This window comes from Parasphingopyxis sp. CP4 (assembly GCF_013378055.1).
Taxonomy (GTDB): Bacteria; Pseudomonadota; Alphaproteobacteria; order Sphingomonadales; family Sphingomonadaceae; genus Parasphingopyxis.
The window spans coordinates 1,915,249-1,941,576 of the sequence record NZ_CP051130.1; the positions used below are offsets into that span (position 1 = coordinate 1,915,249).

The 26,328-nt window shown below is 59.1% G+C and carries 25 protein-coding genes; 12 read left to right on the plus strand and 13 right to left on the minus strand.

Going from position 1 to position 26,328, the window contains the following annotated elements:
• Window positions 1–335: 335 nt before the first annotated feature.
• The 5 genes from HFP51_RS09265 to HFP51_RS09285 form a co-directional block, all read right to left on the minus strand.
• Entirely contained in the window at window positions 336–1,016 is a 681-nt protein-coding gene (locus HFP51_RS09265) for a 2OG-Fe(II) oxygenase (protein ID WP_176875459.1), read from the minus strand.
• Between the two features lie 59 nt (window positions 1,017–1,075).
• Window positions 1,076–2,350 (minus strand): amidohydrolase family protein, encoded by a 1,275-nt coding sequence (locus HFP51_RS09270; protein ID WP_176875460.1) that lies wholly within the window; start codon window positions 2,348–2,350, stop codon window positions 1,076–1,078.
• A 114-nt stretch (window positions 2,351–2,464) separates the two neighbouring features.
• On the minus strand, window positions 2,465–3,490 hold the full coding sequence (locus HFP51_RS14650) for an RcnB family protein (protein WP_255454623.1): 1,026 nt from the start codon (window positions 3,488–3,490) through the stop codon (window positions 2,465–2,467).
• A gap of 146 nt (window positions 3,491–3,636) precedes the next feature.
• Complete coding sequence (locus HFP51_RS09280; protein ID WP_176875461.1) at window positions 3,637–4,215, minus strand: (2Fe-2S)-binding protein; 579 nt, start codon at window positions 4,213–4,215, stop codon at window positions 3,637–3,639.
• A 71-nt stretch (window positions 4,216–4,286) separates the two neighbouring features.
• The gene (locus HFP51_RS09285; RefSeq protein WP_176875462.1) at window positions 4,287–5,051 is read right to left on the minus strand and encodes a class II aldolase/adducin family protein; all 765 of its coding nucleotides are present in this window, start codon (window positions 5,049–5,051) and stop codon (window positions 4,287–4,289) included.
• A gap of 234 nt (window positions 5,052–5,285) precedes the next feature.
• Between HFP51_RS09285 and rpsU the strand changes: the two genes are divergently transcribed.
• Complete coding sequence (gene rpsU, locus HFP51_RS09290) at window positions 5,286–5,489, plus strand: 30S ribosomal protein S21 (protein ID WP_176869605.1); 204 nt, start codon at window positions 5,286–5,288, stop codon at window positions 5,487–5,489.
• Between the two features lie 66 nt (window positions 5,490–5,555).
• Here rpsU and HFP51_RS09295 read toward each other — a convergent pair whose 3' ends face one another.
• From HFP51_RS09295 to HFP51_RS09320, 6 genes are read right to left on the minus strand one after another with little or no spacing between them, the layout of a single operon-like run.
• A complete protein-coding gene (locus HFP51_RS09295) occupies window positions 5,556–7,622 on the minus strand; it encodes a prolyl oligopeptidase family serine peptidase (protein ID WP_370462911.1) in 2,067 nt (688 codons plus the stop codon).
• A 50-nt stretch (window positions 7,623–7,672) separates the two neighbouring features.
• Window positions 7,673–8,821 (minus strand): GNAT family N-acetyltransferase, encoded by a 1,149-nt coding sequence (locus HFP51_RS09300; RefSeq protein ID WP_176875464.1) that lies wholly within the window; start codon window positions 8,819–8,821, stop codon window positions 7,673–7,675.
• Window positions 8,818–9,537 carry a glycerophosphodiester phosphodiesterase family protein gene (locus HFP51_RS09305; RefSeq protein WP_255454624.1) on the minus strand — a complete coding sequence of 240 codons (720 nt, stop codon included), beginning with the start codon at window positions 9,535–9,537 and terminating at the stop codon, window positions 8,818–8,820. The genes HFP51_RS09300 and HFP51_RS09305 overlap by 4 nt, the downstream gene beginning before the upstream one ends.
• A complete protein-coding gene (locus HFP51_RS09310) occupies window positions 9,530–10,000 on the minus strand; it encodes a RidA family protein (protein ID WP_176875466.1) in 471 nt (156 codons plus the stop codon). The genes HFP51_RS09305 and HFP51_RS09310 overlap by 8 nt, the downstream gene beginning before the upstream one ends.
• Window positions 9,997–10,620, minus strand: coding sequence for an HAD family hydrolase (locus HFP51_RS09315; protein WP_176875467.1), 624 nt, complete (start codon window positions 10,618–10,620; stop codon window positions 9,997–9,999). The genes HFP51_RS09310 and HFP51_RS09315 overlap by 4 nt, the downstream gene beginning before the upstream one ends.
• Window positions 10,617–10,898, minus strand: a complete 282-nt coding sequence (locus HFP51_RS09320) for a DUF3572 domain-containing protein (RefSeq protein WP_176875468.1) — start codon at window positions 10,896–10,898, stop codon at window positions 10,617–10,619. Before HFP51_RS09320 ends, HFP51_RS09315 begins: the two co-directional genes overlap by 4 nt.
• 38 nt (window positions 10,899–10,936) lie before the next feature.
• On the opposite strand from HFP51_RS09320, the gene HFP51_RS09325 reads away from it, so the two are divergent.
• Window positions 10,937–11,299: a response regulator gene (locus HFP51_RS09325; RefSeq protein ID WP_176875469.1), complete on the plus strand. Its 363-nt coding sequence runs from the start codon at window positions 10,937–10,939 to the stop codon at window positions 11,297–11,299.
• Window positions 11,300–11,330: 31 nt separating this feature from the next.
• Window positions 11,331–12,404 (plus strand): phytanoyl-CoA dioxygenase family protein, encoded by a 1,074-nt coding sequence (locus HFP51_RS09330; RefSeq protein WP_176875470.1) that lies wholly within the window; start codon window positions 11,331–11,333, stop codon window positions 12,402–12,404.
• 33 nt (window positions 12,405–12,437) lie between these two features.
• Here HFP51_RS09330 and rpmG read toward each other — a convergent pair whose 3' ends face one another.
• Window positions 12,438–12,605: a 50S ribosomal protein L33 gene (rpmG, locus tag HFP51_RS09335; RefSeq protein WP_176875471.1), complete on the minus strand. Its 168-nt coding sequence runs from the start codon at window positions 12,603–12,605 to the stop codon at window positions 12,438–12,440.
• A 252-nt stretch (window positions 12,606–12,857) separates the two neighbouring features.
• On the opposite strand from rpmG, the gene HFP51_RS09340 reads away from it, so the two are divergent.
• The 4 genes from HFP51_RS09340 (at window position 12,858) to HFP51_RS09355 (ending at window position 14,978) form a co-directional block, all read left to right on the plus strand.
• On the plus strand, window positions 12,858–13,190 hold the full coding sequence (locus HFP51_RS09340; RefSeq protein WP_176875472.1) for a hypothetical protein: 333 nt from the start codon (window positions 12,858–12,860) through the stop codon (window positions 13,188–13,190).
• A gap of 12 nt (window positions 13,191–13,202) precedes the next feature.
• Entirely contained in the window at window positions 13,203–13,769 is a 567-nt protein-coding gene (locus tag HFP51_RS09345; protein WP_176875473.1) for a TMEM165/GDT1 family protein, read from the plus strand.
• A 115-nt stretch (window positions 13,770–13,884) separates the two neighbouring features.
• A complete protein-coding gene (locus HFP51_RS09350) occupies window positions 13,885–14,376 on the plus strand; it encodes a Dps family protein (RefSeq protein ID WP_176875474.1) in 492 nt (163 codons plus the stop codon).
• A gap of 104 nt (window positions 14,377–14,480) precedes the next feature.
• Window positions 14,481–14,978, plus strand: a complete 498-nt coding sequence (locus tag HFP51_RS09355; RefSeq protein WP_176875475.1) for a DUF6265 family protein — start codon at window positions 14,481–14,483, stop codon at window positions 14,976–14,978.
• Here HFP51_RS09355 and HFP51_RS09360 read toward each other — a convergent pair.
• The gene (locus HFP51_RS09360; RefSeq protein WP_176875476.1) at window positions 14,975–15,799 is read right to left on the minus strand and encodes a metallophosphoesterase; all 825 of its coding nucleotides are present in this window, start codon (window positions 15,797–15,799) and stop codon (window positions 14,975–14,977) included. The genes HFP51_RS09355 and HFP51_RS09360 overlap by 4 nt on opposite strands.
• 51 nt (window positions 15,800–15,850) lie before the next feature.
• On the opposite strand from HFP51_RS09360, the gene HFP51_RS09365 reads away from it, so the two are divergent.
• The 5 genes from HFP51_RS09365 (at window position 15,851) to HFP51_RS09385 (ending at window position 26,308) form a co-directional block, all read left to right on the plus strand.
• A complete protein-coding gene (locus HFP51_RS09365) occupies window positions 15,851–17,434 on the plus strand; it encodes a cisplatin damage response ATP-dependent DNA ligase (protein WP_176875477.1) in 1,584 nt (527 codons plus the stop codon).
• A 14-nt stretch (window positions 17,435–17,448) separates the two neighbouring features.
• The gene (locus tag HFP51_RS09370; protein ID WP_255454625.1) at window positions 17,449–18,279 is read left to right on the plus strand and encodes a DMT family transporter; all 831 of its coding nucleotides are present in this window, start codon (window positions 17,449–17,451) and stop codon (window positions 18,277–18,279) included.
• A gap of 99 nt (window positions 18,280–18,378) precedes the next feature.
• Entirely contained in the window at window positions 18,379–19,185 is an 807-nt protein-coding gene (locus tag HFP51_RS09375) for a hypothetical protein (protein ID WP_176875478.1), read from the plus strand.
• 260 nt (window positions 19,186–19,445) lie between these two features.
• Window positions 19,446–22,811 (plus strand): autotransporter domain-containing protein, encoded by a 3,366-nt coding sequence (locus HFP51_RS09380; RefSeq protein WP_176875479.1) that lies wholly within the window; start codon window positions 19,446–19,448, stop codon window positions 22,809–22,811.
• A gap of 350 nt (window positions 22,812–23,161) precedes the next feature.
• Window positions 23,162–26,308: an autotransporter domain-containing protein gene (locus HFP51_RS09385; RefSeq protein ID WP_176875480.1), complete on the plus strand. Its 3,147-nt coding sequence runs from the start codon at window positions 23,162–23,164 to the stop codon at window positions 26,306–26,308.
• Window positions 26,309–26,328: the final 20 nt, after the last annotated feature.

Sequence of the window (26,328 nt, forward strand, 5' to 3'; positions counted from 1 at the left end):
TGTGTGTTGCCTAGGCAATACAGTTCAGAATGTCTAGAGGATTTACTGTTGCGCGCCCTAGCAGCTGTTGCGGGGCGCTTCAGATTGGTTGTCCGGGGTCGTCGCCATACGATCTGTTGCCGCTATGGCGCTGCCCGGCTGATGTTGCAGAGCAGCCGCCGTTACCGCGACGAAAAGGACGATCGAGAGTACGAATACGGCCTGTCTCATAGATGATAGATCCCCAGTTATTCGAACGGAGATGGAGCAACAGCGCCGCCCGCGCCACGATCAATCCACCAATCACCGGTGCCCATCGGCGAACGACAGGCAGAATTCTGCGGTTGGCAGGTCGATTATCCGTACTGGCTGGGCGCACCCTGGATCCAGGGCATCTCGCGGAACCATTTGGTGATGATATATTTGACGCCCTTGCGAACCTTCATCCCTTGGTGGAGCGCCCATTCATTGGGATCGCCCTCATAGGTCAAATTGTTCCAGCATAGGAGTTTACCCTTCTCGGCATGGAACATCTTGCCGAGCCGCTTGAACCGCGTCGCACCGCCGACCTGGGTGTCATTGAGGAAAACCATCGCCGTCCAGATCCGCTGGCCGCCCTGATCCTTCTCGGTCTTCCAATAATCCTGGTCATGGTAGAACCAGTCATTATGCGGCTTGAACTGCTGGCCAACTTCATAACGCTGGCCTTGAATCGTTTCGCCATTGACCTCTGGAATACCCATAAATTGCGTGATCTTCTTTTCGATCCGATCGATCGCCGGTTCCTGTCGATTGAAATCGGTGCTGGAGCTGGTGCGAAACTCGGTATCGTCGGTGCTCGAGAGGAGTGTTGACGGCCGCGCATCGCGATCGATCTTCTCGACCAGCAACTGGCATTCTTCATCGGACAGGAAATTGCGACAAGTATAAATATCGATATTGCGCGTCGGCACCCGCTGGATATCCGGATGATTCTCAATATGCGCGATAATCTCGCGGTTCCGCTCGGCCAATATGGACTTGTCGGTGATGCTCATGGTCGTTGCGCTATCAAATCACGCGATTCGTTCCTAGTCCGTTTGATTGCGCGCTCCAGCTATTCGATCGGCCGACCGCGCACCATGACATAATCGACATCGTTCAAAGCAGAGATGTCAGCCTGCGGATCGCCACGCACGGCGATCAGATCGGCAGAATAACCAGGTGCCAGGCGCCCGATCTCTTCTTCCATGCCAAGCACTTCTGCCGCTCCAATCGTCGCCGAGCGCAAGACTTCGGTTGGCGTCATGCCGACCAGATCGACATACATGGCAAATTCTTCGGCATTGCGACCATGCTCAAACACTCCAGCATCGGTGCCGAAGACAACCCGGACACCCCGCGCATGGGCATTGCGCGCTGCCTGGCCGACGACCGATAATGTTTCGCGAACCTTCACTTCGACTTGCGGCGTAAAGACCCCGGTACCCAGCCGTTCGCGGATTCCGGTATAGGCCATCAGCGTCGGCACAAAGGCGGTTCCGTTCACGCGCATCGCCTCAAGCGCAGCATCATCGGCAAAGGTTCCATGTTCGATCGTATCGACGCCGGCACGTGCAGCCGCCTCGATCCCACGCGGGCCATGGGCGTGCGCCGCGACATGCATGCCAAGCCCATGCGCGGTCGTTACAATCGCGCGCATCTCTTCATCGGTGAAATGCTGGTCGAGGCCGCGCGCCTGCTGGCTCAGCACCCCGCCGGTTGCGGTGATTTTGATGAAATCGCTTCCGCGCCGCCCTGCCTCACGGACCCGCGCGGCGCATTCGACTGCGCCTGTGCAGGTGTTATGGCCATCGAGCACGGCGAGGACATCTTCACGGAACCCCGACACATCGCCATGGCCGCCAATGATCGACAGGCCGCGACCCGATGTCAGGATGCGCGGACCCGGCAATCGTCCCTCGGCGGTGGCCCGGCGCAACGCATGGCCGACATCGCTGCCGATGCCCGGAACACGGACGGTGGTGAACCCTGCGCGCGCCGTGATCGCCATATTAGTCACGGCAAGTACGGCACTCCATTCTTGGGTCTCCACCGTCTGGTCACGATAATCCGTGCCGGGATTGCCGCCCAAATGCGAATGCATCTCGATCAAACCTGGGAGAACGGTGTGCCCGGAAAGATCGACCAGTTCCGTGCCTTCATCGGCGGGCGTATGACCATCATCGATACTGACCACACGGCCTTCGCGGACGGTGATCGTAGAAGGACCGCGCGCAGCTGATCCAGCTTCGGTAATCACGCTTCCGGCATGGATGAAGGTGGTGCCGTCTTGTGCCGGAGCGGCAGTGGCAGCGCACAACAGAGCAGCGATCGAAAATAGACGTAGCATGGCGTATCCCCTTTCCATCCATGCTGCGGATTTGGTGCGTCTGTGGCAAGCCCAAAGAGAAACGGCCCGAAGCGGGGTGCTTCGAGCCGTTCTCAGTTAGGATGGATCGGCGACCTAGTAGAAGAAGTCGTGGATCACATCGACGACATAGCCGTCTCTGGTGTCGATCAGCAGGACATCGTCATAGTAACGGATCCAGCGATAGGTCCCATAGGCCGCAGGCAAGCGGTAGCGCCATGGATCATCCAGCCAGTAGCGCGATCCGAAGAAGGCAGCGCCGATATAGAGGCCGATGTCGAACCGCCGATAGCGATATCCCCGATACGGCGCATAGTAGCGACCAAGCCGATAGAGGTTACGGTTATAGTTGCGATAATGCCGCCAATTGTAGCGACGATCCGAACGCCATGCCCTGCGGTTCCAGCGCCGATCATAGCGCCGTTCTGCCCGGCGACGATCATAGCGACGATCCTGGCGCCGTTCATAGCGACGATCCGCACGACGATCCTGGCGGCGTTCGTAGCGGCGATCTGCACGCCGGTCCTGACGCCGATCAATGCGGCGATCCGCGCGCCGATCCTGGCGGCGATCGACCTGGCGATTGGGTCGGTTGGCGCGGCGCTCGGTCCGATTTACGCGATTGCCCTGGGCGTTCCCGCGATTGGCGCGACGCTCGGTCCGATTTACCCGATTGCCCTGGGCGTTCCCGCGATTGGCGCGACGCTCGGTCCGATTTACCCGATTGCCCTGGGCGTTCCCGCGATTGGCGCGACGCTCGGTTCGGTTCGCGCGATTTCCTTGGCGATTCGCGCGATTACCTTGGCGGTTCGCACGATTGGCGCGACGCTCCGTCCGATTGGCGCGATTGGCTTGACGGTTCGCACGATTGGCTCGGCGTTCCGCCCGGTTGGCGCGATTGGCTTGGCGGTTCGCACGATTGGCGCGACGCTCTGTTCGGTTAGCGCGGTTGCCTTGCCGATTGGCCCGGCGTTCGCCACGCTGCAGCATCGCTACTTCAATCGCAGGTGCATTGGCATTGGCAAGTGCGCCTTCCCTAAAATTCTGTGCTTGTGCCGGAACGGTGAGAGCCGGTATTCCCGCACTCGCCGCCAGCAACAAAGCGACCAGCTTGATACGCATAAGTTACGTCCTTCCATCTCTGGCGGCACGGGACTGGCCACCTCATGAAAGCCTTGTACGGACATCGCTATGAGACGAGCCTGAACCCTTGAGTCAGGAAACAGCAAGATTTCATTAACGACAGCTCAAACGGGCTAGCTCAGCAATTAATCCGAAACGATACGCCCAGGATCATCGGTTTCGCTATCGTCTGGCGGCGTGAGCGCATCGACATTTGCGGCCGCATCTTCAGGATCAATTCCCGGTGGCGGTGCGGCTGCCAACCGCTCTTCTCCCCGCGACACACGCGCGGCCAGCCGGATCGCTTCGCGCATACGTGGATAGGTTCCACAGCGACAGATATTGGTGATGGCCTCGTCAATCTCATCATCGCTGGGATTGGAATTACTGTCGATCAATGCAGCCACCGCCATGATCACACCGGACTGACAATAGCCGCATTGCGGCACCATATTCTCGATCCATGCCTGCTGGACGGGATGGTCTCGGGCTCGGGACAGCGCCTCGATCGTCGTGATGAACGCGCCTTCCGCATCAGCAATGGTGAGCTGGCAGGACCGGACGGCCCGACCATCAAGATTGACCGTGCACGCTCCGCATACGCCGATCCCGCAGCCATATTTGGTTCCGGTCAAGTTTGAGGCATCGCGGAGCGCCCAAAGCAGAGGCGTGCGTGGATCCATACGATAATGCACGGGCTGGCCGTTGACGGTCATGCGGGTCATGGAACGACTCTAGCGCGGATTGATCACAATGTTAGGGGGCGATTGAGCCGCCCCGTGGAATAGTCGCGGCGTTACTCCCGCCAGCTGGTGTCGATCTTGTCGATCTGGCGCACCCAGGCATCGAATTCCGCCCGACCCGGTTCGGCCGAAGCCTGGGTCTGGAACAGATCGCGCTGGTGCACATCGACCACCTCCTGCGATACGACGACCGGATCGCCGGCAGTCATCGTGGCAACCTGGATCTCGCAGGCCCGCTGCAGCGCCCAATATTGGATCAGCGCCAGCGGCAGGCTGCGCGCGATCAGGACCGGACCATGGTTCTTGAGCATCAGGATCCGGTTGTCGCCGAGATTTTCGAGCAGCCGCTCACCTTCCTCTTCGCGCACCGTGACGCCTTCGAAGTCATGATAGGAAATCCGGCCAATAAAGTTGCAGGCATAGAAGTTCACCGGCTGAAGCCCACCCTCCATTGAGCAGACCGCCATGGTCGCCGTGGTATGGGTGTGGATGATGCAATGGGCATCCTTCAAATGCTTGTGGAACAGGCTGTGCTGGACGAAGCCCGCCTTGTTGACCGGAAACTCGCTGCCATCGAGCTTGTTGCCCTCGATATCGATCTTGACGAGATTGGAGGCCTTCACCTCTGAAAAATGCAGCCCATAGGGGTTGATCAGAAAGGCCCCGTCTTCATTGGGCACTTTAACCGTGATGTGGTTGAAGATGGCTTCGTCCCAGCCCATCATGGCGAAGATTCGATAGCAGGCGGCCAGCTCCTGCCGTGCCTCCCATTCTTCCTTGGTCATCTCATCATTGGACGGGGCGATTGTCGTGGCCATCACTATCTCCATAAATTCCGGGGATTTCTCGTATTTTCGCTGAATGCGGCGATAATGTCGAGAGGGTCAAAACGCGCTTTTTGCTTGAAATTTGAGCAATCGGTTGCTAGCTGGCCTCCCGAAGCGCTGCAGAACGCGAGTTCGCGGCGCAATCTTTATTGTGATATCAGACAAATATCCGCCGGCATCATGCGCCCGCGGGACAATATGGTTCGATTGGAGTCAGACGGGTTTATGCAAGTTTCAGTTCGCGACAATAATGTTGATCAGGCGCTCCGCGCGCTCAAGAAGAAGCTGCAGCGCGAAGGTGTGTATCGCGAAATGAAGCTGCGCCGGCATTATGAAAAGCCGTCCGAAAAGCGCGCCCGGGAGCGTGCCGCTGCAATTCGCCGCGCCCGTAAGCTGGAGCGCAAGCGGATGGAACGCGACGGAATTTAGATCTTCCGATACAATCGAAACCGAAAAGGCTGCCTCAGGGCGGCCTTTTTTGTGCCCGCCATGCGCCTATTCGCTGGGTCGGACCCAGGCATTCTCCCGATAGCGATCAAACCAATCGAGAATCGCGGAGACGCGCGCCGCGCTCTGCGATGGCCGGCTGGCATAGCCGCCATGGCTGGCGCCCGGAATGACGATGAACGCGCTCGGCACGCCTTCAAGGAGCAGCGCCGAATAATATTGCGCAGCCTCGCTCACCGGCGTGCGATAATCATTCTCGCCGACCAACACCAAAGTCGGCGTCTCGACATTGTTCATCAACGACAGCGGCGAGCGTGACCAATAGGCCATCGGATCGTCCCAGGGATCGGCAGAAAACCAGTAGCGGTTCACAAAGGCCGGGAGGTCAGAACTGAGCGTCAGGCTGGTCCAGTTGATCACCGGCTTCTGGGTCGCCGCTGCGCGGAAGCGATTCGTCTGGCCAACTATCCAGCTGGTCAGCACGCCGCCGCCCGATCCGCCGGTAACGAACAAGCCGTCGGGATCACCAATGCCCTCGGCAATCACATGATCGATGACGCTCATCAGGTCGTGATAATCATCGCCAGGATAGGCATTCTCGATAAGATTGGCGAACTCGGCACCATAGCTGGTCGAGCCGCGTGGATTGGGCGAAATGACGACATAGCCACCCGCTGCATAGAGCTGGTTATCGGTCGCAAAATGCGGGCCGTAGGCCGCATAAGGCCCGCCATGGATCTCCATGATCACCGGATAGCGCTGACCTGCGACATAGTCCGGCGGGAGCGTAACCCAGGCTTCGATCATCCGGCCATCATGTGAGGACGGGACTTCGATCCGCCGCACTTCTCCCATCCTGCGATGGTTCATCAGATCGCTATTGAGATCGGTGATACGCCGGAGATCGCCCCGACGGACAAGCACAAGATCGGCCGGCCGGGTCGGCTGTTCGTCGGTCGCGACAATCAAGCCATTATCGGCAAGGCTGAAGCTGCCACCCGAATAAGGTCGATCCATCGACCGACCGCCAAGCTCATTGGCCATCACATTGATCGTGCCGTCGAGCGTGACGCGTGCGATCACCGTCGACCCGCGATCATCATAGCTGATGTAGAGACTGCGCCCGTGGCTCGCCCATTCAAAACCGTCGACATTGCGATCGAGCGAAACGGTCAGCGAGCGCCGGTTCGATCCATCACGGTTCATGACGTAGAGCTCGCTATTGTGATAGCCGAGTAGCTGATCGTCGAACCCGAGATAGGCGATATAGCGGCCATCGGGCGAAACGTCCGGCGCAAAATCCGGGCCGTTGCGATCGGTGAGCTGGGTCAGCCCGCCACCATTGATCGACAGCGCGTAGATTTCGCTTTCCTGGCGATCGATCTGCCAATCTTCCTGCCGGTTCACCGCTGTTACGATTTGCGATCCATCAGGGACCCAGCTGATCGCATTGCCCGCCCCCTGTGGCCCGCCATGATGGAAGTTGCCGCTGCTGATCTGGCGCGGCGTCCCACCTTCCGCAGGCACGACAAAGATGTGAGAGTAACCCGGCTGGAGATAACCAGCGCCATCCGTCCGATAGATCAGGCTGGTTTCCTGCGAGAGAGGGTCGGCCCATTCAGCCCCTTCAGGCTGAGCGGGTGCTTCACCGAGCGTATCCGTCTGCCCCGGCACCAGCATCGTATAGGCAATATGCTCGCCATCCGGAGACCAGCTCAGCCCACCTGGCGTATTAGGCAGGGTCGTGATCCGCACCGTTGCGCCGCTATCCATCCAGCGCACGAACAGTTGCGCGCGGCCATCCTCGGCGGTTGAGAGATAAGCGAGCTTCGATCCATCGGGCGACCAGCGCGGCGCCATATGCGCGCCCGGCCCGGTAATCAGCGGCCGATTCTCACGCGTGGCGGTGTTGACGATCCAGATCGAGGGAACGAACCGATCGACCATGATATCGCCCGACATGCGAACATAGGCGACTTGGCGACCATCAGGGCTGATCTGCGGATCGGATGCATATTCCAGCGCAAACAGATCGGCACCGCTGAAACGCGAAGACGATTGTGCCGCTGCAGATGTCGCCAGCACCAGGCCCAATAGTATCGCAACACACCGCATTATCATCCCCCTTGTTCTGGCCCTGGCATAATCGAAGACCGTGCCCCCGGCTATCCGCCTTTACGAAACGGCGTCATCTCGCCCAGAAATTCGATTTCCCGATCCACCGCCTGGCGTTCGGCCGCGACAAAGTCTGCCACCGCACGATGGAAACCCGGATCCGGAAAGAAATGGGCCGACCAGGTTTTGACCGGCCGATAACCGCGCGCCAATTTGTGCGAACCCTGGGCTCCCGCCTCCACGCGCTGCAACCCCCGCGCGATCGCCGCATCAATCGCCTGATAATAGCAGAGCTCAAAATGAAGGAACGGGACGTCGGCAAGACAGCCCCAATAGCGACCATAGAGCGTGTCCGCGCCGATCAGGTTGAGCGCGCCGGCGATCGGTGCGCCGTCGCGGCGCGCGAGGATCAACAGCGTCTGATCGCCCATGCGTTCTCCGAGCAGCGAGAAAAATTCGCGTGTCAGATAGGGATGGCCCCATTTGCGCATGCCGGTGTCCTGGTAGAAATCCCAGAAGATGTCCCAATGATCTTCGCTGAGCTCCGCGCCAGTCAGATGTTCGATCTCCAGCCCTTCGACCGCACGGCGCCGTTCCTTGCGGATCGCCTTGCGCTTGCGTGAGGCTAGCGCTGAGAGAAACGCGTCGAAATCCTCATAGCCATCATTTTCCCAATGAAACTGGGTGCCTTCACGGACCAGCCAGCCAGCATTTTCAAACCAGACGAGTTCATCTTCCGAGACGAACGTCGCATGGGCCGATGACATGCCATTGTCGCGCGTAATCGCTTCAAGCGCAGCGATCAGCGCCGGTATGCGTCCCGTGTCGCGCACCAGCAAGCGCCGTCCGGGAACCGGGGTAAACGGCACCGCGACCTGAAGCTTGGGATAATAGCTGCCCCCAGCCCGTTCCCACGCATCGGCCCAGGAATGATCAAACACATATTCGCCCTGGCTATGGCTTTTCGCATAGGCGGGCGCGACTGCGTCCAGCATTCCGTCGGGTCCGGTGATCGACACCGGCACCGGCTGCCAGCCTGTCTGAGGTGACACGCTGCCCGATTCTTCGAGAATCGAGAGGAAGGCGTGACTGAGAAACGGATTGTCCGATCCAGCGCACGCATCCCATTGGTCCGCATCGAGCGAGCGAACGCCATCGGCTATCCGCGCGACAATCTGTTCGGGGTCACCTTCGCTCATAAAGTCTCGTAGACGATCTGGTCGGCGCTTTCGGCTGCCCGCGCATGTTCGTCCTCAATTCGGACCGTCCAGGTTACGACCGGCATGCCTTTCTCCCGCAGCGACTCCGCAAATGCCGAGGGAAGATCGCGAATATCATAAGCTAGAAACTGCGGTTCGGCGCGGAATACGGAGAGCGAGCGCTGCATTGGGCCCTTCAATCGCTGGGCGAGCGTCACTTCAAACTTTTCGGTAATCACCAGACCGCGAACAACCGCTGGCGCGTTGCGCATGAACCAGCGGCCCACTTCGGGATTGAAGGACATGATAGCCGCTTCGCCACGATAGTCGGCCAGTGCAGCTGCCACCGAGCGGCATAGTTTCTTGACCTTTCGGTCCTTGGCCTTGAGCTCGATCATGATCGGCACACGCCCGTCAACAAGCGCGAGCATTTCCGGCAAGCGGGGCATGGTTTCGTCCGAGCCCTTGAGCATGAGCTTTTCAAGCTTGGCGGCCTTGCGATCGATCACCGGGCCGGATTTGTCTGTCATCCGATCCAGCTCATAGTCGTGAAAGACCATGGCCTCGCCATCCTTGCTGACCTGGACATCGGTCTCGACGCTGTGACCTGCAGCGATCGCCGCCTCAAACGCCGCGCGGCTATTCTCGACCACGCCCGACCCATGCAACCCACGATGGGCAAAGGGCGCGCGCGTTAGAAAATCGAGATCAGCCATCGGTGACTGCGACAATGGCATCGATCTCCACGGCAACGCCAAGCGGCAATACCGGCACGCCAACCGCACTGCGGGCATGGCGTCCGCTATCGCCGAAAATATCCTGCATCAGCTCGGACGCGCCATTGGCGACCTGGGCCTGATCGGTAAAGCGACCATCTGAATTGACGAAGACGCCGAGCTTCACAATTTGCGCGACGCGATCAAGATCGGTGAGAGCGGCCTGCATCTGTGCTACCAGCATCATCGCGCAGGCGCGTGCCGCTTTCTGGCCAAATGCAATGTCACGATCTTCGCCCAATCGACCGAGCATGAGATCGCCCTGCGCATCAAAGGGCAGCTGGCCGGAGATGTAGAGAAATCCATCCTGTTCGACAGCTGGAACATAGGCAGCCACCGGGGCAGCAGCCTTGGGAAGCGTCAGGCCCAATTCCTCAAGCCGCGCCGCGATCGTACTGCTCATGGCGAGTCTCCTTCGGTTATCCGATCAATAATCCAGTGCTGGGCTTCGTGCCAATCGTCGATCCGGGCATGGGCGTGATCTGCCTGCGGGATATGCGGCGCGAGCGTCGGCTCTGCAATCATGTGCAAGCGCCAGACATGCGGCGCGGTCTGCGCCACCGATTCGTGATGGACACCGAGATCATCAATGAAAAACGCAAGCGGCGGGCTATGGTCGGCGAGCAGGTTTTCGACCTTGGTCCCCTTGCCGCCCTGGTTCGTATGGACCGGAAACTCGATGCCGAAATTGGCGAGCTGCTTGGCTCGGGCGGTGCGGAACTCGTCCTGCAAATTGGTCAGGATCACGACCTCGGCATATTCGGAAATGGAAATCAGCGCCTCGCTGGCTCCGGGCACAATCGTCTGGCGGTGCATCTCGGTATCAAAAAAACCGTTCAAGAGCGGCCATATCTCTTCGCCCTTCAATGCAGGGCTACCATCCCTTGGACGTACCGCATCGATGAAATTACCGCCCTCGAGTACGAAATCGAGATCATGCACTTCATCCAGCCACTCACCAAAATGGCTGACCATATGGAGCAGCACTTCATCACAGTCGCAAATAACCAGCGGCCGGTTCATCGTTCCAATTCCCTTCGCGCAATGACGAGCTCCTCAGGTGCGCATTGAATCGCCTCAGCGCAAGCGACGAGATCGGGTTCAAAGGCTTCGAGGAATTTGATGACGGCTGCAAGCATAGTCGGATCGCCGATCGCTGCGCGCATATGATCGGCCGTCAATCCGGTGAGCGCGAGCAGGCGCTGGGCGCGATCTTCCTCACTCAACGTCCATATAAGTGCCTGTAGCGCCAATGCTTCGGCGCCAGCGCGTCCACCGTCATTTGTATCGTGCTTCTGCATCGCCTAGATATTTCCCGAACAACCAACTGGGGTGGCAAGTGACGAAAAAGGTGCTCGTTGTCGAGGATAACGATCTCAACCGGAAATTGTTTTGCGATCTACTAAAGGCGCATGACTATGAGCCGCAGCCCTTGGGTGATGGGCGCGAGGCGGTAGAGACGGCCCAATCGCAATCCCCTGATCTCATCATCATGGATATCCAGATGCCGCATGTCAGCGGTCTCGATCTGATTGGCGCACTGAAACAAGACGCCGAACTCAAATCGATTCCGATCATGGCGGTAACGGCCTATGCCGCCAAGGGCGACGAAGAACGGATCCGCGCAGCGGGCGCCGAGAGCTATGTCTCCAAACCCATTTCCGTTGTGAAGTTCATTGAAGAAGTGAAAGCGCTCATCTAGCCACATTGGTTCGCAACTTTGGGGATGCGCGATGCAGATCGGCCAGCCGATCAAACGGCCAAGATTGCAACGATGGGCTCTGACGCTCGGGCTCTGCTTCCTGTTCGTCTGGCGCAAACTCAGGCTGCCCCTCTCGCCCTTTTCCCGTCAGATCCGTCTGATTTTGACCAATTGGACGGACCGGATGTTCGGCATCCTGATCCGATCCCGGCTCAAACGCGCCTATCCTGACCAGCCTTGCACGCTGAACCATCCGCAAAGCTATGCGCCCAAGGTCGAGGTCGATGATGCGCATAAAATGACCGAAGACGATATTCGGCACTTTTACGAGCGGGGCTATGTGCGACCCTTTGATGCTTTCACCGAAGCGGAGATGCAGTCTTTTTACGAGGAGATTGAGGTCGCCCGCCAGGCACAGAGTCCACATTACGACATCGTAACCGACAGGGACCATCATCTGAGCCTGCCGACCCTGATGGAGTTTATCCAAAGGCCGGCGATCGTCGAACGCTGCGCCCAGCTGCTCGGGCCTGACCTTCTGATGTGGCGATCGCAATTTTTCTACAAAGCGCCGCATGGCGAAGCCATCCAATGGCATCAGGCCAGCACCTATCTTGTCGAAGACTATATGTCGCCGGCGCTCATCCCGCCCAATCGCGATGAGCTGTTCCAGCTGACCATCTGGGTAGCCGTGGATCCGGCGACCAAGGAGAATGGATGCCTAAGAGTGATACCGGGGACCGCAGACGGGATCCGGACGATCACCTTCGGTGCGGGCGAGGAAAGCTTCTACGAAGCGAGTTATGCCAGCGATTTCGATTTCTCGAGCGCTGAACCCGATTGCATCGAGATGAAACCGGGCCAGGCGCTGATCTTCAGCGAGCGCACGATCCATGGATCCGGTGCGAATACAACGGACCATAGCCGGAGCGCGTTCAACTTTCGCGTGATCCGGCCGGATACCAAAGTCTATAAAGACAAGACCGTCCATCGGGCCCGGCATATGGGCCAGAAATATAATCTGGGACGATGGGGATGTGTCCTGCTGCGTGGCGAGGACAGATTCGGCCTCAACCGCATGGTCGAGGGTGCAAAAAGAAACTAGCCGCGCGCCGGGATACCGGCCCGCGAAACCAGCCTATTTGATTTTCGCTTCTTTAAAATCGACATGCTTGCGGGCGACGGGATCATATTTCCGCATCACCATCTTTTCGGTCAGATTGCGCGGATTCTTCTTCGTTACATAGAAGAAGCCCGTTCCTTCCGAGCTGACGAGTTTGATTTTCACGGTCGCCGATTTGGCCATGACCCGAACCTTTTCGAATAATTGCTTGTATCGCAGACACAGATGGCTCTCGAGCCATTGTCTGCTTGAAGCGCGGGGCTTTGCCGCCGGAGGGCCTGAAAGTCAAGTAGTGAAGCCGCGAAAAGCCCGGGCATGGCGACCGCGGCACAACACGGTAATTGAGCGCACCGTGCCGACCATCACGCAATTCACCGGTTTTAACCTTTTGCTAACCATAAAGGCGCACAGATGGGTGCAGGATATAGAGGAGCGATGGATATGCAGCTTCACGAAGATGCCCGCACGCCGATTTGTGCCGATCTGTTTGTGCAGATCGAACAGCTTGAGCAGAATTGCCGATCGATGACCCTTCCGGCCTTGCACGAGGCAATCGACGAAATCCGTAACAAGGCAACGGCCCATGGCATGGTCGCTCTCGAAGGTATCGCGCACGCATTTGAGCGCTCAATCGCAAAGCACCGCGACGCGACTGCCTTCAGCCTCTATTTTGATCAGCTGAAACTGGCGACTGGCTGCATCGACAATGACGATGCCAAAGCCCGGGATACGATGCTCGCTGCCATTTCGGTTCGACTGGCCGGCTAGTCTCAGCCTTCGATGGACCAGTTCCTGATGCCTTTTGCCGCTGCGGCACTCGCCGAATGGGGCGATAAAACCCAAATCCTGGCCATGCTATTGGCGATGCGCTTCGCCAAGCCGCTTCCGATCCTCCTGGGAATCGCGCTGGCCGCTTCTATCAACATGACCATTGCCGCCTTTGCCGGCACATTGCTGACCGGCATGATCACGCCAGAAGCCGCTCGACTATTCCTTGCCGTCGGCTTTTTGTTCGCAGCCGTGGCGTCGATTATTCCAATCTCGGATCCCTATTCGGGAGAAAAATGGAAACTGGGTGCCTTTTTCACCAGTGCGGCCTCCTTCCTCGCCATCGAATTTGGCGACAAGACGCAGTTCATCGCCGTCGGCTTCGGCGCAGTATCGGGGAGCTGGCCAATCGTCGCCTTTGCATCGACGCTGGGCGTGTTGCTGAGCTGCGCTCCCGCCGTCATGATGGGTGCCGCATTCCGGGATACCCTGCCAATCCTGACGATCCGCCGCAGCGCAGGCTTTCTGTTTCTGATCGTTTCATCGATTGTAGCAATTAATGCTCTCGGATTGATTTAGTTATCCGATTACAGTCTGTGAGACTTTTCGAGCGAAAAACCGCGATTTCCTGAGCAATTACTCCTATATAGGTCTCAAGCGAAAAGACGCAGACAGATCCAACAGGAGGCACCCCATGTCAGAAGCCAATCCCACGCCGTCATCGCATTCAAACGGCAACGCCGTGCAGAATGTGGCCGATGCATTGAACCGTATTCTTGCAGACAGCTATGCGCTGTACCTCAAGACCAAGAATTTCCACTGGCACGTTTCGGGCCCGCATTTCCGCGACTATCATTTGATGCTCGATGAGCATGCCGCGGCGATCCTTCTCACGACCGACATCATTGCCGAGCGGGTGCGCAAGACCGGCGGGACCACGCTTCGCTCGATCGGCGATATCAGCCGGCACCAGACGATCAGCGACAATGACGAAGAATTTGTCAGTGCCGCCGATATGCTCACCGAATTGCGCGGTGATAATCTGAAGCTTGTCGCAGCCTATCGCGAGGCCAAGGAATTGGCGACCGAAGCCAATGACAATGCCACCGAAGGCCTGCTCGACGATTGGACAGACCAGGCTGAGGAACGCGCCTGGTTCCTGCTCGAAGCCGGTCGCACTGGCTAAGTCAGCTACTCTCACTCGAGACGACAGGGGCTGGCCTTAACGGGCTGGCCCCTTTGCGTTGAGGGGGCCTGCTGGGATAGACAGGTACCGAGGGAGAAATCGTCATGCGACTGTTCATCATCTTGGCCTGTCTCGTCATGCCCAGCCAGCTTGCGGCCCAGGATGTGCGATCACTCGGCGAGGGGACTTCGCAACCGGCAACACTTGATGATGTTGCCTGGCTCGCAGGAGGCTGGGCTGGCACCGGCCTTGGTGGCCAGAGTCACGAAGCATGGCTACCGCCAATCCATGGACAGATGGCCGGCGTCTTCCACCAGAGCAGCGACAGCGAGCTACTCTTCTATGAGATACTCCAAATCGTCGAACGGAACGGATCGCTGGTCGTGCGGCTCAAGCATTTCAATCGCGATCTATCCGGCTGGGAAGACAATAGCGCCGAATCCGCGATCGAATTCCCTCTGGTCGCGATCGAAGGCGAGACCGCTTATTTCTCAGGCCTGACCTACCAACGCGTCGGGGAAACCGGGCTGCACATCCATTTACGCCTCAACAGCAATGGCGAAAGCCGGATCGAGACTTTTGAGCTAACCCGTCTCGACTAGCGTTCCGGGCCCAGCTCGATCACCCAGAAATCCGGGGGCACGCCCAATCGGATCGGCAAAATGCTGGTTCCGAGCCCAGCTGTGACCACCACAGCCTGGCCCTCATCGTCGATTTGCCCGCAGGCGAACCGTTCTCCGTAGCGCGACGCCGTCGCCAGCCGCCCGATGATCGGCAGGCTAATCTGGCCGCAATGTGTGTGGCCCGCCGCGACCAACGCAACCGGGTTCGGCAGGTCGGGAACGATATCGGGACTATGGCTGAGCACCACGACCGGACCGGGAATCTCCGATGCCGTCGCCATCGCGGCATCGACATCTGCATGGCCGGTGAAGTCATCGCCAATACCAACCAGGGCCACCGGACCAGCCGCCACCGCTTCATTGTCGAGCAGCACAACACCCGCATCGGGTAGTGCCGCCCGAAACGCCGGGGCATCGCGCCAATGATCATGATTGCCGAGCACCGCGAAGACGCCATATTCTGCCTCGAGCCCGGCAAGAGGGGTGACTGCCTCGGCGGCAGCATAGCGATGCGTCGAAAGCGCTTTGTCGCTAACGAAATCACCGGCGATCAATACAAGATCCGGTTCCAACGCGTTAAGCCTGGTTACAATCCGCTCAAGCCGTTCGGGCGGCATGTCAGGCCCGGCCACATGGATGTCACTTATCAGCACAATCCGTATCGGGGCCGCTCCCTCTGGCCAGCCCGCCAAAGTAATCTGTGTGTCCCGCTGAACCGGATCGCTTATCGCGCTCCAATAGGCATAGCCCGTCACCGACAGGCCCAGCACGATCAGCACCAAGAAAACGCGTTTCACCATAACCGTTTCGCCCTAGCGCAGCAGCGCGCGCTTCGCCATGTTGTCACGGCCATGCAGCGTTTCGCCCATCTTCTTGACCGCCTCGTATATACGCGATCGCGCAATGCCAAGCTGCGGCTGATTGCGAATTATCTGAAAACGACGCCCGACCCAGATCGCGGCTGGGCACTGGCCGCTCTGACCGGGGCCGTTGATATCCCCGGCGTGAAACGCGCTGCTGTCAGTGCAATCGTCGATGAGCGTGTCGATCCGGTCCTGTTTCGGATGAGCCGCGATTATGTCGGCGATACGGCCGAGACCGTTTCGCTGATTTGGCCAGGCCGCGAGGCGGATACTAGCACCGCTGAGGATATGAATATCTCGGCGGTCGTCGATCGGCTGACCCAGCTTGGAAGGGCCAACGCGCCCGCGGCCCTCGCTGATATGCTCGACAGGCTCGATCCAACCGGCCGCTATGCGCTGCTGAAACTGGCAATGGGTGGCTTGCGGGTCGGCGTTTCGGCGCGGCTCGCCAAGACCGCCTTCGCCCAGGCGTTCGACCTTGAAGTGGAAGCGGTCGAAGAGGTGTGGCACGGGCTCAAGCCACCCTATCCCGAACTGTTCCAATGGGGCGAAGGCGGGTCTGCGCCGAATATCGAGAATATTCCGGTGTTCCGCCCGTTCATGCTCGCCCATCCCCTTGGCGACACGCAGGTGTCGATCGATGACTATGCCGCTGAATGGAAATGGGATGGCATCCGTATCCAGCTGGTTCATGTGGCTGGCAAAACGCGCCTGTTCAGCCGGACGGGCGACGATATTTCGCACAGCTTTCCCGATGTTGCAGCTGCATTTTGCGAGACCGGCGCATTGGACGGCGAGTTGTTGGTACGCGGAGAGGCGCAGGGCGGGCCGGAGGGCGGTGCCGCCAGCTTCAATGCGCTGCAGCAGCGGCTCGGGCGCAAGAAGGTATCGGCGAAGATGCAGGCGGACTATCCGGCCTTTGTCCGGCTCTATGATATTCTCTTCGATGGCAGCGAGGATCTGCGGGCCCTGCCCTGGCACGCGCGGCGCGAACGCCTCGAAGCCTTTCATCCACGCCTGCCCACAGATCGCTTTGATCTGTCCGAGCTGATCGATGTCGATAATTTCGAGGCGCTGGCGAAGCTGAGAGACGGTGCGCGCGATGCCGCAATCGAAGGGGTCATGCTCAAACGCCGCGACAGCCTCTATCTCGGCGGCCGCAAGACCGGCCATTGGTACAAATGGAAGCGCGATCCCTTGGTCGTGGATTGTGTGATCATGTACGCGCAGCGTGGATCAGGGAGACGCTCCAGCTTCTATTCCGACTACACTTTCGGATGCTGGACGGAGGATGGCGAGCTGTATCCGGTCGGCAAAGCCTATTCGGGCTTCTCTGACCAAGAGCTCAAATGGCTGGACCGTTTCGTCCGCACCAACACGCTCAACCGCTTCGGGCCGGTGCGCGAAATCGAAAAGACGCTGGTCGTCGAGGTTGCCTTTGACTCGGTCCATGAATCGAAACGCCATAAGTCCGGCCTCGCCATGCGCTTCCCGCGGATCTCTCGCCTGCGCCGCGACAAGCCCGCCGCAGAAGCCGATACGATTGCGGCGTTGCGGGGATTGATCAGCTAGGTAATAGGGTGGCGATGTCTGCCTTCACTCTCGCCGCATTGCTGATGATCCTGTCGGGCAGCCTGCACGCGACCGTGAATGCAATGATCAAGAGCGGCGGCGATCGCTACCTCCATACCGCACTGATGTCGCTGTCGAGCGCGGTGATCGCCGTACCGATCCTGTTTTTCGTGCCTTTGCCAAACGGTGCTTGGGGATGGCTCGGCATCGCGACAGTCTTTCACCTCATCTATTTCGTGCTGCTTGCCCGGACATTGGATCGCTGCGAACTCTCATCCGCCTATCCGATCTATCGGGGCAGCGCGCCATTGATCACCGCGCTCGTCACGATCGGACTATTGGGCGAGCCGTCCACACCGCTGGTGTTGATCGGTATTGCGATGATCGGCGGCGGCATATTGCTGATGCTGCAGGGGCGCCATGCGAGCCGCGAGATCGTGCTGCTGTCGCTCGCCACGGGAGCGATGACAGCCTGCTATACGGTGATCGGGGCCGAAGGGGTGCGCGCCGTCGAGAACCCGCTGAGCTTCATTCTCTGGCTGTTCCTGCTGATGGGCATTGGCAATATGATCCTATTGCCGCGCTTCACGACAGCTCGGCTCGGCGATGCGGCAAAGGCCTATGGCCGCAGCGCTGCTCTCGCCGGGATTCTATCGCTTGGGACATTCGGGCTTGCCCTTTACGCCCTCTCGCTCGGGCCGACGGCTGAGCTTGCCGCGCTTAGGGAAACCGGAATGATCACCGCAACCGTGATCTCCATCACAGTGTTCGGAGAACGGGTGACTATCAGCCGTATCCTTGCGATGACCGCGATACTGATCGGGGCGGTGTTGATTTTACTCTGAACCGTTCATCGTCCATACAGAACGGCTCACCGATAGGGGCTGCGGGTCGCATGAAGTTCCAAGGGGCGAAATTCGCTCGTGACACAGGGAGACATTCCAATGAAGACCCAGATTTCCAAAATCGCTATCGCCGCTGCGCTTGCCGGAGCGCTGCCGGCCGCCGCACTGGCACAATCTTCACTTGCGCCAGGGGAGCCCGTTCAAGGCGAGCTCACGCTCGAAAGCGCGCGCGTGTCGAGCAATGTCTATTATCTCGACAATTATGCAGTCAGCGGCAGAGCCGGTGACCGGATCACGATCGCCATGCAATCCGACGAATTCGATACGCTGCTTGAGATCGGCCAGATGGTGGATGGTGAATTCCAGCAGATCAGCGTCGATGACGATGGCGGCGATGGCCTGAACTCGCGCCTTGTCTTCACATTCCCGGAGACCGGAGACTATGTGGTTCGTGCCCGGACATTCGGTGCCGATGCGACGGGCCCCTATTCGATTGAACTGAGTGAGCTCGGACCGCCACCGCCTCCGCCGCCGCCAATCCGTATTCGTCCCGGCCGCACGGCAAGTGGCGAGCTGACGACGGACAGCGCAACCTATGAGATGGACGGCTATGGCGGCAATGATCGCCACTATGCATTCTATGAGCTGCGCGGCCGCGAAGGCGATACCCGCGCGGTGACGCTACGTTCGGACGACTTTGATGCGTTCCTCGAGATCGGAGCGATGTCGCCACTTGGCTTTGCCCTGGTGGATAGCAATGACGATGGCATGGCCGTCGGCGAGGAAGAATCCCTTGGCCTCGATTCCCGCCTGACAGTCACCTTCCAACGGTCCGGTACATTGATGATCAGGGCCACCACATTGGGCGGTGGAGCGACCGGCGCTTACACGCTGACAGTCGAGTAAGATAATCGTCCCGGAATCCAAGCCCGGTAGGAGAGAATCCTGCCGGGCTTTTCTTTTGTTTGTAACGATTTGAGAGTCGAGTCGCGCGGCAGCGTCTCGTTACGCGCCAATGTTGCAGTGCGAAATTAACCATCAAGAATCCATTGATTCCAAGGACCTGCCATCTTGGGCCAAAAAAGTCTTGATGAATCCTTAACCGCTGTTCACAAATGAAAAATCAGGGTTTTTTGTTCCGAACTTACACAGGGGGGGGTTCGACAATGTCGAATATTTCAAGCCGTATACTTTCACTCGCTACGACCACCGCAGTTGGTGCGCTGGCACTCACGCTGGCAGCGCCAGCCAATGCGATTGTTCCCAACGACAATCAGACGCCCGACGATATCGTCGACAATGATGGTGGCGTGAACGGCGTTGGCATGTTTTTCCGCAATGACGGTTTTGTGTGCTCCGGCACATTGATCAATCCGCGGACGGTTCTTTTCGCTGCACACTGTGTCAACGATCGCCCCGAAAGCGATTATGACACGGGTGGCGTGATATCATCGGCCTTCTCGTTCGACGTGAATGCGCTTCCGGGCTTCCAGGACTGGATCGGCAACGCCTTTGCGTCCAATCCCGAACTGTTCGTCTACAATATCAGCCGGGTCAATTATGATCCGCGCTCGCTTGCAGATCCCAACGCCTTTGGTTTCCTGGAAGGCGATATCGCGCTCGCAACGCTCGACACGCCGGCATCGGATATCCCGACTTGGGCCTTGCTCTTCTCGCGCCTCCCCGATCCCGACACGATCGACCCGGTGGATGGCACTGGTTATCACGTCAACATCACTGGCTATGGCCGTTCGGGCAGCGGCACGACCGGCGCAAGCCAGGGCATCGACTGGCGCCGCCGCGCAGCAGAAAATATGCTGGGCGCGCTGACATCGTTCGATGATCGCAACAACTTCCTGTTCGGCCAGCCATTTGGCGATCTTCCTAACAACCTTTATCGGCTCGATTTCGATGATCCGAACGCCGCAAATCCGTTCGACTTCAACCTGTACAAGGATGAGCCCCGCGCAAGCGAAGCAACCACCGCGGGTGGTGACTCGGGCGGACCGCTGATCCTTGATGCGGCTAGCAACGACCTGTCGGACGAAGATCTGGTGATCGGCGTTCTGTCTGGCGGCAGCCGCTTCTTCGGACCGCAGGTATTTAGCAGCTACGGCACGGAGAGCTTCTATCAGGCGATCTACAATTATTGGGACTATATCGTCGCAACGAGCCCGTACCGGTATGTTTCCGCTGCAGCGGGAGATCGTAACTGGGATGATCCCAGCCACTGGGTAACCGATCTCGACCCGGCTTTCCGCATCATCAATGGCGACGGCGAGGTGGTGAATGGACTGCCTGATTTCCTCGGTGCTGGCACCGAAAGTGACGGCCCGGGCTTTGGTGAAGTCTGTTTCGATCCGGTTGGCGCCAATCCAGGTGACGGCTGTGGCGATCTTTCAGATGGCACACTGACCCCGCCGGTGCGTGAGAATGCGCCTACAGTGACGGGGGGTGTAACCTCGAGAATCGGTGTTGCATCGCTTGACGGCTCTGAGCCAGCAGCGGCAGCCGCCGTGGGTCCGGTAAACTCTCCGGCACTTGCGTCTCCGGCTGGGGTTGAAAACGCACCAAGCGTGTTCTTCCCGACGCCAGTGGGTGCGCCAACGCTCGACAATGGTCTGCCAGGGGCGACGGGTTTCGTTCCGGATAATATCGATCCGGATCCGTCAATTGGCCAAGATGGTCGCTATTTCGACGTCACGCTGCGTGAGGCGGGCAGAACCCGCGTTCGCACTGCGCCGACCGTTGATCGGTTGACCCTGCTGGGCGATGCGTATCTCCAAATTCGCGAAATCGGCAACTTGACCGTGATCGCCGATTATAACCAAATCGGTGGCCGGCTGCGCGTTGACGGTACCTTGAACACCGGCGAAGCGCTGGTGATCGACGGTATCATTCGCGGCCGTGGTACGTTCAACCCGACCTTCCTTACGATGGTAGGCGGCAGCCTCCAGCCAGGCGGTTCGGATTATCGCACCCTGACAATCCAGGGCGATGTGATCCTGTCTTCGGCCACGAACACAGTGTTCGATCTGGCATTGAACCGGAATGACGCGCTCGCCATTACCGGCGACAGCGACAATGCTGGCAGCATCGTCCTCGGCGGCAACGCCCGGTTCGTTAATCGCCGAGGGACCTCGGCGCGCGATGGTCAATCCTTTGAGATCATCACGACCGACGGTAAGGTTATCGGCGAGTTCGATAACGTCATGACCGCCAATCTTGGTGTATTGGAAGCCAGCCTGGTGTACGGCGACGACAATGTCGTGGTGAACCTGGATGCCGGTAGCCTTGCCGAGAATCTTGAGGGCGGCAATCCGATGGCCTCGGCCTTTGCAACGGCGCTCGATAGCTTGCGCGGTGGCAGCTACACGGATCTCTACAACCTCTATGGCAATATCGACGTGATGAGCGCAGCCAGCCTTACGGCAACGCTGAACAATCTCGCGCCGACGATCGTCAACGAGGCTCAGGCCGTGAGTGTTGGCCAATATGACATGATGGTCGATGTGGTATCGGATCGTCTGTCGATGCTCGGTACGGGTTCACAGCCAACCGGCACGTTCAGCGTGGTCGGTGCGCCTGAGATGCTCGGTGTTGCAGCAAGCAACTCCAGTGTATCGCGGGCCGCGGCAACCCAGATGAGCTTTGCCGGACGGGTGGTCTCCAATGGCCGCACGCTGGGTACGCTGCCTGACAATATCAGCGGCTTCATCTCGGGTGGTTATGAGAACCGCAGCAGTGCAACGCGCTTTGGCAGCCGTTCGGACAATCAGGCCAACTGGCACATTGCCATGGGCCTGGAAGTCGAGGTTGCTGACAATCTGACCGTGGGTGGTGCATCGGCCTTTATCAATGGCCGTACGACGCTCCAGGGTTCCGAAGCCCGACTGCAGACCAACCAGGCCATGGCCTATGCGTCATACCGCCTCGGTGGCGGCGCATATGTCGCCGGTCTGGGTTCCGCATCGGTGACCGACATCGAGACGGCACGCTATGCAACGGGCAGCCTTGAAACGGCACGCTTCGGTAACGAAACGCGCGCGCTCAACTATATGGCTGGTGTGGAAACAGGCATGAACATCGGCATCGCCGATGGCTTCGAACTCACGCCGCGGGCCGCTGTTCGCTACAGCCATTCTGAGTTCCAGGGCTATAGTGAAGTGGGATCGGAGATCGCACTGTCGATCGATGATATCCGCGAGCAGCGCTTCGAAGGCCGGGTTGGCTTCGCCTTTAGCGGTGAAACCACCGTTGGCGATGGCTGGTCCCTGCGTCCGCAAATCTCGGCGGACTATGTTCGGGCCATTGGCCAGAGCGAGCGGGACATGACGGTGCGCTTTGCCCAGGCTGGCGGGGTTCCGATCCTGCTCCCGGGTCTGGCAGCCGACAATCAGTGGACCGAAATGCGCGGCGGGCTTAGCCTGGAGCGCGGCAATGTATCGATCACGACGGCGTTCGAGACCGATATCGGCCGTTCCGAACTGCGTGATGATCGCGCAGTCGCGGAGTTCACCTTCCGCTTCTAGGCAACGCTGCCACACAAAAGGGGGCCCCCAGCCAATCCGGCCGGGGGCCCTTTTTTTGTGCGCGCTCCAGCAACGCGATGGGCCGGCACGAGGCACCCCAATCGTCAATTGCAGTGAAAATATCAGGCTCGCTTCATACACGGTCTGCCGAGAATCGATATTTTCTCAGGCCAATCCGGTGGTAGGTCCGGCTTCGCCGCATTTCTTGGCACCCGATCATGCTGTTAAAGAAAGATAAATCTTGATTGTTGGGGCATTTTGAACCTCACCAGATCTATAGTTCGGCTGAACAAGGGGAAACCGTAATGCGCAAGCCATTTTCACGATCCTGTTGGGCCGGATGTTCTGCTGTGAGTGCGATTGCTGTCTCGCTCTTGGCGACGGCGCCCGCAAATGCCGTTGTTCCGAACGATAATTTCACACCCGCTGACATTGTCGACAATGCAGGCGGAGTGAATGGCGTCGGCATGTTCTTTCGCGACGACGGCAGTGTATGCACCGGGAGCCTTATCAATCCGCGGACCTTCCTGTTCGCCGCACATTGCGTGAACGACCGGCCGGAAAGCGATTTCGCAACCACCGTACCGGCCGCCGCCTCATTCGACGTGAATGCATTGCCGGGATTCCAGAGCTGGCTTGGCAACAGCTTTGCCAGCAACCCAGACTTGTTTGTCTATAATTTGAGCCAGATCGTCTATCATCCCGATTCCTTGTTGCGGCCAGAGGCGCAAGGCTTTCTTGAGGCGGATATCGCGATCGCAACTCTCGATACCCCGGCGAACAACATCCCGACCTGGGCGTTGCTCTTCTCGCCCCTCCCCACACCAACGATCGATCCGACGACCGGTACCGGCTATCATGTGAACATTACCGGCTATGGCCGCACCGGTAGCGGTTCTGTCGGGGATGACACCGACATCGATTGGCGTCGTCGCGCGGCAGAAAACATGCTGGGCGCATTGGCATCGGCAGATGATCGCAACGCCATTTTCAATTCGGGCAGTGTTCTGACCCAAAATCTTTATCGGATCGATTTCGACGATCCCGACCAGAGCAATGAGTTTGATTTCAACTTGTGGCGCGACGAGGCACTGACGCGCGAAGCAACCACCGCCGGCGGCGATTCCGGCGGGCCGCTGATCCTCGATGCGGCGAACAATAGCCTGTCGACTGAAGATCTTGTGATCGGCGTGCTTTCCGGCGGCAGCAAATTTGATAACAGCCAGGAGTTCAGCAGCTACGGCACGGAAGCCTATTACCAGCCGCTCTACCTGTTCTGGGACTATGTCGTAGCGAACAATCCCTATCGCTATGCATCGGCGCAGCCCGGCGATGGCCGCTGGGCCGACCGCAACCATTGGATCACTGATCTCGATCCAGCCTATCGGATCATCGATTCGAACGGCAATGTGGTGAATGGCATTCCGGATGATCTGGGTGATGGAATTGCCGGCGACGGGCCGGATTTCGGCGAGGTTTGCTCGATCGAGGGCGATCCGGGAGACGGCTGTATCGACCTTGCAACAGGAAATCCGGTACCGGCCTCAAGTCCGCTTGTGCTTCCCGCCGCGACAATTGAGAATGGCCTGCCTGGTGCCACCGTGTTCGTACCGAACAATATCGATCCGGACCCAGCAAACGGCACGCCGGGCCGCTATTTTGACGTGACGCTTCGGGAGGCGGGCCGCACGCGGGTATCGCGCAGCTATACGATAGACCGTCTCAGCCTGGTCGGCCCGGCCCAGCTCAATATCAATGGCCGGGGCGATATCACGGTGCTCGGCGACTTTACGCAGGCGGGCGGGATCTTGCGCGTCGATGGAAGCTTGACGACCGGAGAAGCCCTGATCGTCGACGGCCTGTTGCGCGGTCGCGGGACGTTCGATCCGACATTCCTGACCCTGGTGGGCGGCAGCATCCAGCCCGGTAATTCCTCGGTAGGCACGCTCACGGTCATGGGTGGCCTCATACTTTCATCGGACACGCTGAGTGTCTTCGATCTCAGGCATGTCGGCTCCGATCGCATCGAAGTCTATGGCGACGCCGATGCCAGCGGTGTCATATCGCTGGGGGGCACGGCCCGCTTCCTGCATCGGTCCGGTTCAGCCCCGCGCGATGGGACCACGCAGGAAATCATTACAGCAGAAGACGGTATCCAGGGCACATATGATGAGGTTGTACTGGGCGGACTCGGCGTCCTCGTCCCGGAACTGACCTATGGCGCCAACAATGTCATAATCTCCCTCACCGCTGGATCGCTGGCCGAGAACCTGTCTGAAGACAATGCCCAGGCCAGCGCCTTTGCGCGCGGCCTCGATAGCCTGCGCAGCGATAATTACGATGCGCTCTACGGTCTGTACGGCGCTATCGACGTGATGGATGCGGCGCGGCTTACGGCGACGCTGAACAATCTCGCGCCGACGATTGTCAACGAGGCCCAGGCCGTGAGTGTTGGCCAATATGACATGATGGTCGATGTGGTCTCGGATCGTCTGTCGATGCTCGGTACAGGATCGCTGCAAAGCGGCACGTTCAGCGTGGTCGGTGCGCCGGAGATGCTCGGTGTTGCAGCGAGCAACGCAAATGTATCGCGGGCAACCGCAACCCAGATGAGCTTTGCCGGACGGCTGGTCTCCAATGGCCGCACGCTGGGCACGCTGCCGGAGAATGTCAGCGGGTTCATCTCGGGTGGCTATGAGGCCCGCAGCAGCGCAACGCGCTTTGGCAGCCGATCCGACAATCAGGCCAACTGGCACATCGCAATGGGCCTGGAGGTCGAGCTGGCTGACAATCTGACCGTGGGCGGTGCATCGGCCTTTATCAACGGCCGCACGACACTCCAGGGGTCCCAGGCCCAGCTCATGACCAACCAGGCCATGGTCTATGCCAGCTACCAGCTGGGCGGCGGCGCTTATGTCGCCGGTCTGGGTTCCGCATCGGTGACCGACATCGAGACGGCCCGCTATGCATCGGGCAGCCTGGAAACGGCGCGCTTTGGCAATGAAACCCGCGCGCTCAACTATGTGGGCGGTATGGAAGCAGGCATTACCATCGGGATTGCTGATGGGTTCGAGGTCACACCCCGGACGGCGATGCGCTACAGCCATTCCGAATTTGGCGGCTATGACGAAGTGGGATCGGAGATCGCCCTGTCGATTGAAGATATACGCGAGCAGCGCTTGGAAGGCCGGGTTGGGTTCGCGTTCAGTGGTGACACGACAATCGGTGGTGGTTGGTCGCTGCGGCCGCAGATCTCGGCGGACTATGTCCGGGCGATCGGCCAGAGCGAGCGGGACATGACGGTCCGCTTTGCCCAGGCCGGCGGCGTACCGATCCTGCTCCCGGGTCTCGCCGCTGACAATCAGTGGACCGAGATGCGCGGCGGGCTGAGCCTGGAGCGCGGCAATCTATCGATCACGACCGCGTTCGAGACCGATATCGGCCGCTCCGAACTGCGCGACGATCGCGCCGTCGCGGAACTCAGCCTCCGCTTCTAGGCACCACCGCCACACAAAAA

Bases quoted from the DNA above. Each gene is read 5' to 3' on its own strand.
- HFP51_RS09265 (WP_176875459.1), bottom strand. From the start codon at position 1,016: ATGAGCATCACCGACAAGTCCATATTGGCCGAGCGGAACCGCGAGATT.
- HFP51_RS09270 (WP_176875460.1), bottom strand. From the start codon at position 2,350: ATGCTACGTCTATTTTCGATCGCTGCTCTGTTGTGCGCTGCCACTGCC.
- HFP51_RS14650 (WP_255454623.1), bottom strand. From the start codon at position 3,490: ATGCGTATCAAGCTGGTCGCTTTGTTGCTGGCGGCGAGTGCGGGAATA.
- HFP51_RS09280 (WP_176875461.1), bottom strand. From the start codon at position 4,215: ATGACCCGCATGACCGTCAACGGCCAGCCCGTGCATTATCGTATGGAT.
- HFP51_RS09285 (WP_176875462.1), bottom strand. From the start codon at position 5,051: ATGGCCACGACAATCGCCCCGTCCAATGATGAGATGACCAAGGAAGAA.
- rpsU (WP_176869605.1), top strand. From the start codon at position 5,286: ATGCAAGTTTCAGTTCGCGACAATAATGTTGATCAGGCGCTCCGCGCG.
- HFP51_RS09295 (WP_370462911.1), bottom strand. From the start codon at position 7,622: ATGCGGTGTGTTGCGATACTATTGGGCCTGGTGCTGGCGACATCTGCA.
- HFP51_RS09300 (WP_176875464.1), bottom strand. From the start codon at position 8,821: ATGAGCGAAGGTGACCCCGAACAGATTGTCGCGCGGATAGCCGATGGC.
- HFP51_RS09305 (WP_255454624.1), bottom strand. From the start codon at position 9,537: ATGGCTGATCTCGATTTTCTAACGCGCGCGCCCTTTGCCCATCGTGGG.
- HFP51_RS09310 (WP_176875466.1), bottom strand. From the start codon at position 10,000: ATGAGCAGTACGATCGCGGCGCGGCTTGAGGAATTGGGCCTGACGCTT.
- HFP51_RS09315 (WP_176875467.1), bottom strand. From the start codon at position 10,620: ATGAACCGGCCGCTGGTTATTTGCGACTGTGATGAAGTGCTGCTCCAT.
- HFP51_RS09320 (WP_176875468.1), bottom strand. From the start codon at position 10,898: ATGCAGAAGCACGATACAAATGACGGTGGACGCGCTGGCGCCGAAGCA.
- HFP51_RS09330 (WP_176875470.1), top strand. From the start codon at position 11,331: ATGCAGATCGGCCAGCCGATCAAACGGCCAAGATTGCAACGATGGGCT.
- rpmG (WP_176875471.1), bottom strand. From the start codon at position 12,605: ATGGCCAAATCGGCGACCGTGAAAATCAAACTCGTCAGCTCGGAAGGA.
- HFP51_RS09340 (WP_176875472.1), top strand. From the start codon at position 12,858: ATGGATATGCAGCTTCACGAAGATGCCCGCACGCCGATTTGTGCCGAT.
- HFP51_RS09345 (WP_176875473.1), top strand. From the start codon at position 13,203: ATGGACCAGTTCCTGATGCCTTTTGCCGCTGCGGCACTCGCCGAATGG.
- HFP51_RS09350 (WP_176875474.1), top strand. From the start codon at position 13,885: ATGTCAGAAGCCAATCCCACGCCGTCATCGCATTCAAACGGCAACGCC.
- HFP51_RS09355 (WP_176875475.1), top strand. From the start codon at position 14,481: ATGCGACTGTTCATCATCTTGGCCTGTCTCGTCATGCCCAGCCAGCTT.
- HFP51_RS09360 (WP_176875476.1), bottom strand. From the start codon at position 15,799: ATGGTGAAACGCGTTTTCTTGGTGCTGATCGTGCTGGGCCTGTCGGTG.
- HFP51_RS09365 (WP_176875477.1), top strand. From the start codon at position 15,851: ATGCAGCGTTTCGCCCATCTTCTTGACCGCCTCGTATATACGCGATCG.
- HFP51_RS09370 (WP_255454625.1), top strand. From the start codon at position 17,449: ATGTCTGCCTTCACTCTCGCCGCATTGCTGATGATCCTGTCGGGCAGC.
- HFP51_RS09375 (WP_176875478.1), top strand. From the start codon at position 18,379: ATGAAGACCCAGATTTCCAAAATCGCTATCGCCGCTGCGCTTGCCGGA.
- HFP51_RS09380 (WP_176875479.1), top strand. From the start codon at position 19,446: ATGTCGAATATTTCAAGCCGTATACTTTCACTCGCTACGACCACCGCA.